This window comes from Enterococcus sp. 125944, from assembly GCF_051909435.1.
GTDB classification, from domain to species: domain Bacteria; phylum Bacillota; class Bacilli; order Lactobacillales; family Enterococcaceae; genus Enterococcus_D; species Enterococcus_D gallinarum.
In genome coordinates this window covers 107844-121408 of record NZ_JBQASY010000006.1, presented here as the reverse complement: position 1 = coordinate 121408, position 13565 = coordinate 107844, and the positions used below count along the sequence as shown (strand labels likewise).

At 40.5% G+C, this 13565-nt stretch carries 15 protein-coding genes; 8 read left to right on the top strand and 7 right to left on the bottom strand.

What is annotated here, in order from left to right:
• Positions 1-123: 123 nt before the first annotated feature.
• The gene (locus ACTFWY_RS07450; protein WP_311828252.1) at positions 124-1284 is read right to left on the bottom strand and encodes a glycerate kinase family protein; all 1161 of its coding nucleotides are present in this window, start codon (positions 1282-1284) and stop codon (positions 124-126) included.
• Between the two features lie 184 nt (positions 1285-1468).
• Here ACTFWY_RS07450 and ACTFWY_RS07445 point away from each other — a divergent pair, with 184 nt between their 5' ends.
• The 4 genes from ACTFWY_RS07445 to ACTFWY_RS07430 are packed head-to-tail and all read left to right on the top strand — an operon-like array spanning position 1469 to position 4546.
• Positions 1469-2662, top strand: a complete 1194-nt coding sequence (locus ACTFWY_RS07445; RefSeq protein WP_311828251.1) for a helix-turn-helix domain-containing protein — start codon at positions 1469-1471, stop codon at positions 2660-2662.
• Positions 2659-2880 (top strand): PLD nuclease N-terminal domain-containing protein, encoded by a 222-nt coding sequence (locus ACTFWY_RS07440; RefSeq protein WP_003126159.1) that lies wholly within the window; start codon positions 2659-2661, stop codon positions 2878-2880. The genes ACTFWY_RS07445 and ACTFWY_RS07440 overlap by 4 nt, the downstream gene beginning before the upstream one ends.
• The gene (locus tag ACTFWY_RS07435) at positions 2877-3785 is read left to right on the top strand and encodes an ABC transporter ATP-binding protein (RefSeq protein ID WP_311828250.1); all 909 of its coding nucleotides are present in this window, start codon (positions 2877-2879) and stop codon (positions 3783-3785) included. The genes ACTFWY_RS07440 and ACTFWY_RS07435 overlap by 4 nt, the downstream gene beginning before the upstream one ends.
• Complete coding sequence (locus ACTFWY_RS07430) at positions 3782-4546, top strand: ABC transporter permease subunit (protein WP_003126156.1); 765 nt, start codon at positions 3782-3784, stop codon at positions 4544-4546. Before ACTFWY_RS07435 ends, ACTFWY_RS07430 begins: the two co-directional genes overlap by 4 nt.
• 163 nt (positions 4547-4709) lie before the next feature.
• Here ACTFWY_RS07430 and ACTFWY_RS07425 read toward each other — a convergent pair whose 3' ends face one another.
• The 5 genes from ACTFWY_RS07425 to ACTFWY_RS07405 all read right to left on the bottom strand — a co-directional run bounded on the left by ACTFWY_RS07425 (position 4710) and on the right by ACTFWY_RS07405 (position 8477).
• Positions 4710-5351 carry a YitT family protein gene (locus ACTFWY_RS07425; RefSeq protein ID WP_208774076.1) on the bottom strand — a complete coding sequence of 214 codons (642 nt, stop codon included), beginning with the start codon at positions 5349-5351 and terminating at the stop codon, positions 4710-4712.
• Positions 5352-5519: 168 nt separating this feature from the next.
• Positions 5520-6035, bottom strand: coding sequence for a hypothetical protein (locus ACTFWY_RS07420; RefSeq protein WP_311828249.1), 516 nt, complete (start codon positions 6033-6035; stop codon positions 5520-5522).
• Between the two features lie 56 nt (positions 6036-6091).
• Positions 6092-6484, bottom strand: coding sequence for a MerR family transcriptional regulator (locus ACTFWY_RS07415; RefSeq protein WP_003126151.1), 393 nt, complete (start codon positions 6482-6484; stop codon positions 6092-6094).
• 42 nt (positions 6485-6526) lie between these two features.
• A complete protein-coding gene (locus ACTFWY_RS07410) occupies positions 6527-7507 on the bottom strand; it encodes an aldo/keto reductase (RefSeq protein WP_311828248.1) in 981 nt (326 codons plus the stop codon).
• A gap of 67 nt (positions 7508-7574) precedes the next feature.
• Positions 7575-8477 carry an Rgg/GadR/MutR family transcriptional regulator gene (locus tag ACTFWY_RS07405; protein WP_103299642.1) on the bottom strand — a complete coding sequence of 301 codons (903 nt, stop codon included), beginning with the start codon at positions 8475-8477 and terminating at the stop codon, positions 7575-7577.
• Between the two features lie 101 nt (positions 8478-8578).
• Here ACTFWY_RS07405 and ACTFWY_RS07400 point away from each other — a divergent pair, with 101 nt between their 5' ends.
• Together ACTFWY_RS07400 and ACTFWY_RS07395 are read left to right on the top strand one after the other, a co-directional pair.
• Positions 8579-10192, top strand: a complete 1614-nt coding sequence (locus ACTFWY_RS07400) for an ABC transporter ATP-binding protein (RefSeq protein WP_003126148.1) — start codon at positions 8579-8581, stop codon at positions 10190-10192.
• A 160-nt stretch (positions 10193-10352) separates the two neighbouring features.
• Complete coding sequence (locus ACTFWY_RS07395) at positions 10353-10994, top strand: HD domain-containing protein (RefSeq protein WP_113849554.1); 642 nt, start codon at positions 10353-10355, stop codon at positions 10992-10994.
• Positions 10995-11016: 22 nt separating this feature from the next.
• On the opposite strand, the gene ACTFWY_RS07390 is transcribed toward ACTFWY_RS07395, so the two are convergent.
• The gene (locus tag ACTFWY_RS07390) at positions 11017-11463 is read right to left on the bottom strand and encodes a DUF305 domain-containing protein (protein WP_003126146.1); all 447 of its coding nucleotides are present in this window, start codon (positions 11461-11463) and stop codon (positions 11017-11019) included.
• Between the two features lie 310 nt (positions 11464-11773).
• Between ACTFWY_RS07390 and ACTFWY_RS07385 the strand changes: the two genes are divergently transcribed.
• Positions 11774-12838 (top strand): ABC transporter permease, encoded by a 1065-nt coding sequence (locus ACTFWY_RS07385; RefSeq protein WP_103299638.1) that lies wholly within the window; start codon positions 11774-11776, stop codon positions 12836-12838.
• Between the two features lie 10 nt (positions 12839-12848).
• Positions 12849-13538, top strand: coding sequence for an ABC transporter ATP-binding protein (locus tag ACTFWY_RS07380; protein ID WP_219644984.1), 690 nt, complete (start codon positions 12849-12851; stop codon positions 13536-13538).
• The last annotated feature ends 27 nt before the right edge of the window (positions 13539-13565 follow it).

Here is a 13565-nt window from a genome sequence, read left to right as displayed (position 1 = left end):
TGTCATTCCCCCTAATGTCTTTTTAGCTTTCGCTTGTCTATAAGTATAGGGGGGATTCTTAAAAATAAACGGTCGATTATTTCAGTCTAATATGAAAAAAATGCCCATTAAAAAAACGCTCTATTAGAAAGATCCATTTCCTCCACCATCACCATGATTCGCTCTTGTGATTTTTTCATGAAACATCGCGATAGCCTGTGCGGTTTCTGCCATATTTGCGAGCGTTACACTTTTTTTCATTGCTTCATCAAGGAGAAGTGGGCCTGGTTGAATACTGAAAATACCAGCAAAATACTGACCGATCTCTCCTAGATCAGGCTCCCTTTGCCCACACAATGCAACAACTGGAATAGCATGGGGCTGTGCGATTTTGGCCACACCTAATGGCACTTTTCCGGCTGCAGTTTGACGGTCAAAACGGCCTTCACCGGTGATGATCAACGTAGCATCACTGATTCTAGTCTCTAATTTCAACAGTTTCGCAATGGTCATAAATCCAGGACAGATCTGTCCCCCTAGTAAGACCATCGCACCGCCGATACCTCCAGCAGCACCCGTTCCAGCGATCCCATTTAAATCAATTTGGTATTCTTGCTGCACGAAATACGCTACTTTTTTTGCTTGCTGCTCCAATACCTGTACCGTTTGAGGTAAAGCACCTTTCTGAGGTCCGAAAGTAGTTGCAAATCCTTCAGCTCCAGTATAAGGATTAGTTACATCTGCTAAAACCAACAGTTCGATACCAGAAAGCAGTTTCTGCACTGCTGTTATCGAAAAATAATTTATGGTCAACAAAGGATTGCGCGCATCTGCCGCAGGTTGATACATTAGTTCCGCACCTAATGCTTCCAGTAAACCCAGTCCGCCATCTGTTGTTGCACTGCCACCTAACGTTACATAGATCTGTGCTACTTTTTCATTGATTGCATCTGCGATCAAAAGACCTAGCCCGTTTGAACTAGCCTGTCTGGTTGTTTGATCTGAAGGATCAAGTAATTGGATACCGATGATTGCTGCACATTCAATAATCGCTATTCGCTTTTGATTGATTGTTGTCAGTAAATACGAAACTACTCGTTCTTCTCCTAGGGGACCGACACTTGTTACGGATTTATACTGTCCTCCATAGGCAGCAAATAACGCAGCCATTGTTCCTTCTCCACCATCTGCGATGGGGATTGATTCTTTTTCCCATTGTACTGGAAACCCTTTAAGTGCTGCCTGATTTAATTCTTCCGAGGTAGCACTCCCTTTAAATGAGTCAATCATTGCTATCACTTTCATATCGAACCCTCACCTCGTTTTCTTTCATTAAACACTGAAATACGTCTTACAACAAGAAAAAAGAGTGTTGCTACTCTTTATCAACCCATGGTTAACTTTATCAATCAAAAGTTAACTTGTTCTCCATTGTGCTCCTCTCTTTCCTGTTCTACAATAAAGCTAGCCAATTCAATGGAGGTGCGTCATGGAATTATCAATTGGACAGGAAATAGCCAAGAGAAGAAAGGACAAACAAATCACTCAAACAGAGCTAGCTGATTTTATGAGTGTTTCTAAGGCCTCGGTTTCTAAATGGGAGACGGGCCAATCTTATCCAGATATTACCTTGTTGCCACTCTTGGCTGCTTTCTTTGATTGCAGCGTCGATGATCTTTTAGTGATCAATTCTCAGCTAACAACTCAAGAAATCAAGCGGATTTACCAGTTGTTGAAAGACTCGTTTGAAACTAAATCCGCTGATGACGTGTTACTTATGCTGAGAGGATTCATTCGCCGTTATTATTCCTGCTATCCATTTCTGCTGCAGATGGGACTTTTTTATCTGAATCATTGGGATCTGTTGCCTATTCCAGCTCAAGTTACTAGGACAGAACAAGTACCAAATAATGAGAAAACTGTTGAGGATCAACGAAAGTATTACTTACAAGAGGCGGTTAAATTATTTGAATTAGTCAAAACTAACGGTTCCGCTGACCTCCTGCAACAAGCTAGCTATTATGAAGCCTATTCAATGCTTATGCTTGGTCAGGCAGAGGACGTTTTAGGTGTATTAGGAAATAAGACACCCGTTTTCTTGCCAGTGGAATCTTTGATTGCAGCTGCGCACCAACAAATGGCAGATGGCTCAGCCGCAGAAACTGTTCTTCAAAGTGCCATTTATCAATATGTCACAGTTTTACTCAGTCTGTTGACTAACTACACGCTTTTGCTGACCAAAAAACCCCAAGCTATGGAAGCAACTTACCAACGAGGGCTGGCCTTTTGTGAAACATTTGACTTATCCAGACTACATCCAGTCATTATGCTCAATTTTTTGGCTGCCTGTTTGACCACTTTTGCTGTACAAGGCAATAGTGCCCGCTTGCTTTGCGCTTTGACTCGTTATGTCTCATTGCTGGAAAAAACAGAAGATCCTTATCTCCTTCATGGTGATGCGTACTTTGATCAGATCGAAAGTTGGATTGATGAGTTGGAACTTGGAAATCAGATGCCCCGTAGTTCTAATATGGTAAAAAAACAATTGACAGGGCTGATTCTTGAATCACCCCTATTGCAGCCCTTCAAAGATCAACAATCATTTACAGAATTATTCCAGCGCTTGCAAGCAGTAGCCGCCCATACTGCAGATGACACTCATGGAAAGGAGGAAACACGATGATGACCACGAGCATTCCAGAAAATATTGGTGACTATCTACCCATTCTGATCCCATTAGCACTTTTGCAATTCGGGTTGATACTTGTTGCTGTTTTAGATATCGTTAAGCAGAAACACTTTAAATTCGGCAACCGCACGTTATGGATACTTGTTTCTTGTTTGATTAGTATTATCGGACCAATTTTGTATTTCACTTTTGGGAAAGGAGAAAAAGAATGAACGTCATTGAGATCAATCAATTATCTAAGTCTTTTGGCGAAAGAAAAATTCTAGATGCCATTTCTTTTGTCGTTCCCAAAGGGAGTGTTGTCGGCTTTGTCGGGGAAAATGGTGCTGGTAAAACAACAACGATGAAGCTGATTTTAGGCTTGCTAAAGTCAGATAGTGGGCAGATCACGGTCTGCGATGAGCCGGTTGTCTACGGAAATGCTCAAACAAACCGTAAGATAGGCTACTTACCGGATGTTCCCCAATTCTATTCTTTCATGACCGCAACAGAATACCTGCATTTTTGCGGAAAAATAAGCGGTCTTGGCAAACAGCTGACTAGCCGAATCGATGAGATTCTTCAGCTGGTCAATCTTGAAAAAAATACCAAAAAAATCAGCAGCTACTCACGGGGGATGAGGCAACGGCTGGGTCTTGCACAATCTTTATTATCAAAACCAGAAATATTGATTTGTGATGAGCCGACTTCTGCGCTGGACCCGCTGGGACGCAAAGCCTTTCTAGATCTTTTACTTGCCATCAAACAAGAAACGACAGTTCTTTTTTCTTCACATATTTTATCGGATGTTGAACAAATTTCGGATTACGTGGCGATTTTACATCAGGGAAAGATCAAACTCTTTGGTGAAATGGAAGAATTAAAGACACAATTTCGCCAAGAAGATTATCTTCTTCAATTTGCCACCTCACAAGAAACAGAGCATTTCTGTCAGCTCGCGAAAGGTGCGGCGATTAATTGGACGAGGGAAAAACATCAACTGATTATTCCAGAAAATCAAACTTTTCAACAAGGCCAAAAAGTGCTGCAACTCATGGCTGAAAATGAATTGGTCCCCTTACTCTTCCAAAAAAATGAATCCTCGCTAGAAAAAATCTATTTGGAGGTAGTTAAATGACGCAGCTAACAGTTTTTTTAAGAAAAGAAGTATTAGGCGGCTGGCGGAATAAAAAGATCATCATTTGTGGAGTGATTTTTCTGATGGTGGGCATGCTCTCGCCTTTTCTGGCAAAAATAATGCCGGATATCTTTTCTTCCATGGTGACAGATGGGATCCAAATCACTGTTTCCACGCCGACATCCGTCGATTCGTGGATGCAATTTTATGGCAATATCGGTTCATTGGGTCTCTTGGTTTTTGTGATACTCTTTGCGGATACGATTTGTGCGGAAATTGAGCAAGGAACTCTGATCAATCTAATCACAAAGGGATTGCCAAGACAAACGATTCTTTTAGCAAAAACACTTTATCTTTATTTCCTTTGGACACTTTTCTATGCTGCCGCTTTTCTCATTTGTCTTCTTTATACAAGAATTTATTTCAATGACTCTTTGACCCATCATCTTATCAGTGCGGGTTTTAGTTATTGGTTATTTGGGCTATTGTCAATCAGCTTACTGCTGTTAAGCTCCGCATTTGCTAAAAATGTTTACCAAGTCTTACTCTTTTTAGCTGCTTTTTATGGTATTGGCGTATTGGGCAGTCTCTTTGAATCTCTCCAAAAGATCAATCCTTATTCATTGTCCAGCCAGACAATTGCTTATATTCAAGGAAATTCAGAGCTGATGGACTTCTTACCAGCTGTTCTGATAGCTGTAGTCGGATCGTTTCTGTCATTAATCATTAGTCGTTCGATTTTTCAAAAAAGAAAGCTTTAGACTAATTTGATTATTTCTGGGAAGTAGTAAATAACAGCCTCTCTGACAATTGATGTCAGAGAGGCTGTTATTTTGAATAAGTGATATTTTTTAGTCCCGACAGTGCTCTCAATCTCTCTTCGCGAACGCGATTATCAACAAAGGGAATCGAAGAGAGGTTCCCTCATCCAGCCGTTCTTTTTTCTTTGACAGGAGCGGATGCAAGTGTGGACTCCTTTGCTTCCTTTCTTTTGACAAATTGACGCTGCCCTTTGAGCAAGATACTCATAAAGAAAGCAATGAGATAGATCGAGCAAGCAGAAATGATCGCTTCTCTCAGTCCAAAGACCAGAAAGTTCAAAACAATGATCGTTGTATTGGTCAAGAAGATCCCGACTGCTTTTTTTATGCCGAAATATTTTTCAAAAATCAACGGTGGGATCGTGACTCCCCCATTGGATGCACCGATACAGTATAGGGTAAATATCCCTAAGCTAAAGAAGAAGCTTCCTAGAATCAAAGAGGCTGGGTAAAATTCCCAAACCATCCATTCAGGAATCCATGCTAATATGACAGGAAACAACAGGCTTCCAAAGACGGTATTGATAAAGACTTTCCGCTCTAAAAAAAGAAACGCTAGTCCTAACATAATCAAGTTGATTCCCCAGACAATCAGATGGCGATCAATGGCTAATCCTGTTTCTATAAGATACCCGATTGAGCCCACCCCGGCCGAGGCAATGCTGTGAGGTAAAAGAAAGAAGTTCAATGCAATACAGATCCATAACACCCCTAATGAAATCAAGCCTATTCGTTTGATAGTCATCCACCTGTTTCCTTTCTGTATTTCAATCTATCGATCTTCTTGATATTGCTGTCATTTTAACAAAAAAAGCAGCAGAAAGAAGAGTCAAATTTTTCATGTCGCTATGAAAAATTTGACTCTTCTGGTAATCGCTAAAACGACAACCTTTATTTAATTCAACGGATTTTTTTATAACAAATGATTCGAAATAAACAAAGTTCTCTTAGCCAAGAAAGTTGGCAGCTCACTGATTTGCGCAAGTAGATCTGCTACTTGTAATTCGAATTCTCTTATCTGATTGTCCTTGCTCGTTTGCAGATCAGATTCAGGTGAACACTCATGCAAAAAAGCAGGAAGATGCAAAATCGTATAGTCACACATCGCTTCTTCATTCATCCGAATAGATAATGTCATTTGACTGCTTCGAGCTTTCTTGTGCGTCGTTTTTGTTTCCGGGATTTGATCTGACAGGAAGCTTTCCTCTGGTTTCACCAGGCAAAAGATTTCACAACCAATCATTCCTCGCAAGATCCTGCCTAGATCTAGTAAATCACCTTGAAACATGCTTTCTCGTTGAGGATCAAGCAATGTCGTCTGATTCTTTTTTGGCACGTACAAAACAAGCGTCTCGTCTCTCGCTAATAATTGTTTTCTGATAACAGAAGAAAGGGGATCTTGGGTACCGAAAATCATTACTTTTGTCATACGATTCCTTTCCTATTTTGGCTGTATCCTAATAGGGATTGCGTGTAATTGCAAAATTAATTCGTAAACGTTTCTTTGCGTAACCGAGCTTCAGCAGGAATGATGTGGTCATCATAATGTTCCAATTTGTATTCCAATCGTTCTACCGCTTCTGTCATGGTTGCAATTCGTTCATGCAATGCTGCGATTTGCTCTGCTAGCAATTGTTTTCTTTGAGGAACTGTCTGACTCCCTTCACGAAATAACGCCAAATAGGTTGACAAAGCCTCAATCGAAAGTCCTGCTTTTCTCATCTTACTGGTAAACTCGATCCACTTGAGATCTTCTTCATCAAAGACTCGAACACCATGAGCATTGCGTTTGACTGGTGGTAGAAGGGCAATCTTTTCATAGTAGCGGATCGTATCTGCAGAAAGACCGCTAAGTTCACTTATTTTTTTGATATTCACATAGATTCCTCCTGCTATTCCTACGATATTTCTCTAGTAAAATCAATCGGCGCCTACAACCGCATGCGGAAGATAAGGTTCTTCTAAGTAAGCAACTTCTTCTGTGGATAGCTTCAACTCAATGGCTGGCAAAGCATCCAGTAAATGACTTTCTTTTGTCGCCCCAATGATTGGTGCCACGACTGATTCTTTTTGCAATAGCCATGCCAAGGCCACTTGTGCTCGTTTGACTTGACGTGTCTCAGCAATCTCTGCCACACGGCGAACGATCAATTGATCTTGTTCTTTGGTCTGATCATATTTTGATTGTGCTGTTTTATCTGTCGCAAAACGTTTCGTTTGTGCATCCCAATCACGAGTCAAACGACCGGCAGCTAATGGACTGTAGGGTGTGACCGCAATTTTTTGATCATCACAAAGGGGGAGCATTTCCCGCTCTTCTTCTCGATACAATAAATTCAAATGATTTTGCATGGAAACAAATTTGGTCCAGCCATGTTTATCCGCAACCGCCTGTGCTTTGGCAAATTGCCAAGCGTACATTGCTGAGGCACCGATATAGCGAACTTTCCCTGTTTTCACTAAATCGTGAAGTGCTTCCATCGTTTCTTCGATCGGTGTTGTATAATCCCAGCGATGAATAATGTAGAGGTCTACATAGTCCATTTGTAATCGTTCTAAACTTTGTTCAATTTCAAAAAAGATCGCTTTGCGTGAAAGCCCACCGCTATTGGGGGCTTTTTTCATTTTAGAATAGAGCTTGGTTGCGACGACGATTTCATCTCGTGGGGCAAAATCATTCAACGCTTTTCCCAATATTTCTTCGCTGGCACCATAGGAATAGATATTCGCTGTGTCAAAAAAATTGATTCCTAGATCAAGGGCTTTTTTGATGACTTCTCGACTTTCCGTTTCTTCCAATACCCATTCATGAAAGCCGCTTTTCGGATCACCAAAGCCCATTGCCCCTAAACAAAGGGGGGAGACTTCTAATCCAGTATGTCCAAATTTTACATAATCCATTGTCGTTCCTCCTTAAGATTGATACTTCTAGCATACGCCTTCGAGTGAACTCCAAGTCAACCCCTTTTTAATAATTAAAAAAATTCAGATTGATCGTCAGCTCACGATAATTCGTATCTTGATAATTTTCCCGCCAATTCTTGGCCCGCTTCTCAAAATAGTGTTCGGTTTCCTTCTGATAAAAAATTCTCGCTAAAGAAATTGCTTGGTCAAAGCATCCATTGCCCTGTTCTGGTTGTTTTTCCAGATAAAAAAGAATTCCTTGGTTAAAAATATAGGTGATTCTGGGGCGCAATAAAATTGTGCGTTCGTCCAGACTCTGCCGATACAGTTTCTGGATCTTTCTGGCTGCTGGAAGATTGCGGTGAAACACATATTTAGAAAAAAAGTTCTCCAACAGATCATAATAAAGGGCATTGGTTTGCGGAACACTTTGGTACAGCTTGGCTTTTTTCAAAATGCTTTTCAGCAATAGATCCATCTGTTCTGTGTCCAATGCAAAGGTAAAAATACTGATCAAACGCAACTCCATCTCACCCCAATTATTGACTTGCTGGAGATAGCTGAGTACTTTTTGAGAATGAATGAATGGACGATTATTTCCTGCATTGAGTACATCTTCAATGAAACAGCCTAAAAACTGCGGCCAATCATACGGACTCTGACTTTCAGCAAAGAAACGTTGTGCCAACGAACGAGCCGCCTCTTCTTGATTCGTATTAAGATACTCCTGCATCTGCTCGATAGACTTTTCAAAACGGTCTTTAAAAGTCTGTTTCCCAACAAATTGAAACTCCTCGATCGTCACATTGATATTTTGCAAGCATGTAAAAAACTGATCGACCGTCAACATTGATTTTCCATTTTCAAAACGTGAAAGTTGTGCACTTGATATCCCTTGCTGACATGCTTCCTTCAAAGTAATCCCTTTTTCTAAACGCAGTTTCTTAAATGTCGCTCCATAGTCCATTCACAGCACCTCTTTACATATATGTAATTATTCCTTCGCTTTTACTTTACCCTTTTACAATAAAGGTATCAAGAAAGGTAATAAGAAAGGAGAAAAAAATAATGAAAAAGGTGTTATTGGTACATTGGAAAAATCAGGGGGTCGTCCTGCTTTTAATGGCAGGAGTCGCACTTTCACAAACGATAGCCAGCTTGCAAAATGTGCAGGTTCTAAACAGTCTCATCCAATTCGATCAAAAAGGATTTATCCAAGGTGTTGTAGGGATGGTCTTAGCCTATAGTTGTTTTCTGATGTTTATTTATCTGCAAATCCGTTATACAGCCTATACATCTCAGAAGATGTCCCTTTATTTGCGAGATCAATTATTGACTCGGCTACGATACAGTGATTATCAGACATTCCACAAAGTTACCGTAGGCAACTATGCATCAAAATTGAGTAACGATATAACCATGATCGAAACAGATGGCTTCGCCAATATCTATCAGGTCATGCAAGGTGTATTGTCTTCACTATTTGCCGTTATCGCATTAGCCCAATTTCATTGGTCATTGATCGTGCTCACCTTAGGTCAGTCCTGTTTGTTGCTTTTGTTGCCGAAAATCTTCCAAAAAAAGATGAAACAATCTGCTGTCGCTACTGCTCAGGCAAATGAAGCTTTTTTGAGTAAAACCAACGAACTGTTAGCTGGATTTGATACTTTCCTAAATTTCCAGCGTCTTGATTTTCTTAAAAATAAACTCTTGGGTTCCGCACAAAGAATCCAGTCCGCAAAGCTAAAACAAGCACAAGTGATGGCTGCTGTCTCTGTAACTGGCGGAATTGGCAATGTGACTGGTCAATTGAGTGTCTTAGGTTTTACTGGCTACTTGGCTTTTCTGCAAATCGTTCCCATCGGAGCGATTACAGCAACAGGAAATCTTGCTTCGACAATCTTTAATACATTAGGAAATATCAGTTCCTATCTGTCAAAAATACAAGGCACATTCCCTTTATTCGATGCATTTGCTTATGAGAAGCCAGCGCATGAGATTTCGCTACCCAGCAAAAAAACAAACGATGCAAAAGATCTTGTGTTGGCACAAGCTTCTTATTGTTATCAAACGACCGATGGAAAACCGCAACGAATGTTGTTCAATCTCTCAACCACTTTTAAAGCTGGACAAAAGTATGCCATCGTGGGGGAAAGCGGCTCAGGCAAGTCAACATTATTCAGTTTGTTGACTGGACGGCGCAAAGACTATAGCGGATCGATCCGCTTGGGAGAAACGGAAATAAAAGAATTCCCTTTAGAAGAATTGCAAGACAATGTGACAGTTATTGATCAACGTCCCTTTGTCTATCAAGCATCGATTCGCGAGAATCTGACATTAGGACAATTTTTTCCCGATGAAGAAATCGAGCAAGCGCTAAAAAAAGCGGAACTCTTTGCAGTTATTGAACAACTACCTGAGCAGTTAGACACAGTTCTTACCGAAACAGGTGGTAATCTTTCAGGGGGACAATTGCAGCGTCTTGCACTAGCTAGAGGCTTCCTATGGAAAAAACCTATTTTGTTAGTTGATGAAGGAACCTCTAATCTTGATCAAGAAAATGCTAAAAAGATCGAGAAATTACTGTTGCAACAACCGCAAACCGTCCTGTTTATTACCCACCACCTTCGAGACGAAATCGTCCAAAAGTTAGATGGTGTTCTCTCACTTACCCCCTCCTAGCAAATTGATCGCGATGACTCTTTTATCAATAGGTCCTATTTGCTAAACTGAAAGTAGCTGATTCAACAAAAATCAATGCTTTGATTCTTAATAAAGCATTGACTTTTGTTGTGATGACTTTTTGTCTGCTAAACAAGAAATGAGCCAATGGAGGTTTTTGATGGTCAACCCACAGCTAATGCATTATTTAGAAACAACAATCATTCCACAATACAAGCAATTAGACACAAGTCACTCCCCTGAGCACGTCTATCAAGTGCTCGAAAACAGTATAGAAATCGCTGCCCCATTATCGGTTGACTTAGACATTGTCTCTACTGTTGCTGTCTTTCATGATCTTGGTCTATTAAAAGGACGAAAAAATCATGAACGCGCTTCAAGATCTATGGTAGAATCAGATGCTTTTTTGGCGGATTACTTTACCAAAGAACAGCGTAAAATAATCGGAGAAGCCGTCGAAGATCATCGTGCTTCCCTCTCCTATGAGCCACGATCCATCTATGGCAAAATCATTTCAGAAGCTGATCGTGATCTTGATTTTTATCGGATTCTCGAACGCACGATTTACTTTGCCATCGAAAAAAAGAGTCTTTCTGATCCTGATAATCTTTGCCAAGAGGCATTTGAATACATTCAGCAAAAATACGGTCCCCACCATCACTTGACCTTTTGGCTCGGCTATTCAAAAAATATCGCAGGCTTAGCAGAGATCCATGAAATGCTCACAGATCCGATCAAATTTAACAGCGCTTTTTCTGATTGCTATGAACAACGAATGAAAAAAGCCGACTTCTTGAGCTAAGACGTCAAGATCCGGCTTTGTTTCATTTTTCTAGTCGTTCGATCATTTCTTTCATCTTTTCAATTTCTTCTTTTTGAGTTTGGATAATATCATCCGCTAGTTCTTTGACCTCAGGATCTTTGATGGCAGCATTGGTACTGGTTAAAATGGCAATCGAATGATGAGGAATCATTGCTTTCATCCATTTCACATCATCAACAGCCGTTTGGGAGCGCACCATGAAAAGTGAACCACAGAATACGAGTACACTGACAGCTAAAATCGCTAGATTCCATTTCTTATTTTCGTACATTTTCCACATAAATAAGAGCATGATCATCGCCATCACGGCCCCCATCATCAACGCCATAAATAATCGAGTCTGACTATAAAAGATATGATCCCATTGAAAAACATTCAGGTACATCATCCCAAACATCACGACCGTCGATACTAAAATCATCACACCAAAACGCACATACTGTTTCATTTCTATCTCCTCTTTCCATAAAAATATCCACTATTAGTCTATCAGGATTGATTGTTCCTACTCAAACGAAACGCTTAATTGTGATTAGGAGACGAAGCATTGTTCACTCTTGCAAGTTTTTTCCTGTTTCCTCTATGGATTGCCAGGTATCAGGATTTTTGTTCTATCGCTTTTCCTAGGCTTTTTTTCAGCTTTTCTGTCAGATCTTTGCAGGAAGGAAGAATCCATGCCAAAGCAATAAATTTTGCAGCTGAATAAGAATGTGGTAACTTGATTTTATCACCTGATAAAATTTCTAGGAGGAAGTTGTATGTTTTTAGCAATAAATGAAATCCGCCATTCTAAATTGCGGTATGCACTGGTTACCGGTGTCATGTTTTTGATCGCTTACTTAGTTTTTTTCTTGACGGGGCTAGCCTATGGTCTTGCCCAAGAAAACCGAACTGCTGTCGATAAATGGTCGGCATCAGAGATTTTATTAGCCGAGGAAGCGAATAACAATTTGAATATGTCCATGATCCCTCGTAATCTCTATGATGAAGTCAAAGCAGATGAGAAAGCTGTATTGGCTCAAACTGCGGGTGTGATCACCAAGGATTCCGGTGGTGAAAAAGTTGATGTCAGCTTTTTTGGGATCGAACCAGATCAATTCTTGGCTCCTAAACTCACGGAAGGCGAACTTTTCGCGAACGACGATGAGGCAGTTGCTGACAGCAGTTTGAAAGAGGAATACGACATTAAGATCGGCGATACCGTCAAATTAGCCGGCAATGAAAAGAAACTGAAGATCGTCGGCTTTACAGAAAATGCTCGCTTCAATGTCGCACCTGTTCTCTACACGACGATTGGTGCCTATCAAGAAATTCGCTTTGAAACAAAAGATACCAGCGATAAAGCCCGCATCAATGCCATCGTTACGCGAGGAACAGTTGAAGAAGTACCGGATGAATTAACAGCAACCAAAATTAGTGATTTCATCAATGAATTGCCTGGTTATAGTGCTCAAGTGCTAACCTTTGGGTTTATGATCGGCTTCTTGATCGTCATTGCTGCCATCGTTATTGGGATCTTTATTTATGTCTTGACTATGCAGAAATCTGATATTTTTGGTGTCATGAAGGCACAAGGAATTTCTAGTCGTTACATCGCATTTTCTGTCATCGCACAAACTTTCCTTTTAGCAACGGTGGGCGTATTGGTAGGATTAGCGGCGACGATCGGAACGGCGTTGGTCTTGCCGCAAGCTGTGCCCTTTCAAGTAAACAGCCTCTTTTTTGCAGGTATTAGTGTGTTGATGATTTTGATTGCGATTGTCGGTGCTTTCTTCTCAGTAAGAACGATTGTTAAAATTGACCCATTGAAAGCTATTGGATAGGAGGATAAAAATGAGTGCCATTGAATTTAAAGATGTGAAGAAAACCTTCAAAGATGGAGATACGATGATTGAGGCTTTGAAAGAGACAAACTTTTCCGTTGAAAAAGGAGAATTTGTCGCCATCATTGGACCCTCTGGTTCAGGTAAAAGTACTTTTTTAACTATTGCGGGAGGATTGCAAGCACCTACAGCTGGTGAAGTTTTGATCAACGATCAGCCTTTTAGTGACCAGAAAGAAAAAAATCGGGCCAAATTACGATTCAAAGAGATCGGTTTTATTCTTCAAGCTTCCAATCTTGTCCCATTCTTGACCGTTAAAAAGCAACTGAAACTAGTCGACAAAGTCAGCAAAAAGAATAAAACCCAATCTGCCCAAGATTTATTTACCCAATTAGGAATCGATAAATTGCAAAACAAATACCCCGAAGATCTCTCCGGTGGTGAACGTCAACGGGTGGCGATCGCTAGAGCTTTGTATCATGACCCAACAATTATTTTGGCGGATGAACCAACAGCCAGTCTGGATTCCGAAAAAGCCTATGAAGTAGTCAAAATTCTTGCGCAAGAAACAAAGGAAAAAAATAAAGCGACGATTATGGTGACCCATGATACCCGACTAACTGATTATTGTGATCGGGTGCTTGTAATGGAAGACGGTGTCTTAAAGGAAAAAGAACACACAAAAACACAACACGATTAATCTGAAGCCAAGAAATATTTGATAAGG

Coding starts and splice junctions, on each gene's coding strand:
- ACTFWY_RS07450 (WP_311828252.1), bottom strand. CDS start 1,284: ATGAAAGTGATAGCAATGATTGACTCATTTAAAGGGAGTGCTACCTCG.
- ACTFWY_RS07445 (WP_311828251.1), top strand. CDS start 1,469: ATGGAATTATCAATTGGACAGGAAATAGCCAAGAGAAGAAAGGACAAA.
- ACTFWY_RS07440 (WP_003126159.1), top strand. CDS start 2,659: ATGATGACCACGAGCATTCCAGAAAATATTGGTGACTATCTACCCATT.
- ACTFWY_RS07435 (WP_311828250.1), top strand. CDS start 2,877: ATGAACGTCATTGAGATCAATCAATTATCTAAGTCTTTTGGCGAAAGA.
- ACTFWY_RS07430 (WP_003126156.1), top strand. CDS start 3,782: ATGACGCAGCTAACAGTTTTTTTAAGAAAAGAAGTATTAGGCGGCTGG.
- ACTFWY_RS07425 (WP_208774076.1), bottom strand. CDS start 5,351: ATGACTATCAAACGAATAGGCTTGATTTCATTAGGGGTGTTATGGATC.
- ACTFWY_RS07420 (WP_311828249.1), bottom strand. CDS start 6,035: ATGACAAAAGTAATGATTTTCGGTACCCAAGATCCCCTTTCTTCTGTT.
- ACTFWY_RS07410 (WP_311828248.1), bottom strand. CDS start 7,507: ATGGATTATGTAAAATTTGGACATACTGGATTAGAAGTCTCCCCCCTT.
- ACTFWY_RS07405 (WP_103299642.1), bottom strand. CDS start 8,477: ATGGACTATGGAGCGACATTTAAGAAACTGCGTTTAGAAAAAGGGATT.
- ACTFWY_RS07400 (WP_003126148.1), top strand. CDS start 8,579: ATGAAAAAGGTGTTATTGGTACATTGGAAAAATCAGGGGGTCGTCCTG.
- ACTFWY_RS07395 (WP_113849554.1), top strand. CDS start 10,353: ATGGTCAACCCACAGCTAATGCATTATTTAGAAACAACAATCATTCCA.
- ACTFWY_RS07390 (WP_003126146.1), bottom strand. CDS start 11,463: ATGAAACAGTATGTGCGTTTTGGTGTGATGATTTTAGTATCGACGGTC.
- ACTFWY_RS07385 (WP_103299638.1), top strand. CDS start 11,774: ATGTTTTTAGCAATAAATGAAATCCGCCATTCTAAATTGCGGTATGCA.
- ACTFWY_RS07380 (WP_219644984.1), top strand. CDS start 12,849: ATGAGTGCCATTGAATTTAAAGATGTGAAGAAAACCTTCAAAGATGGA.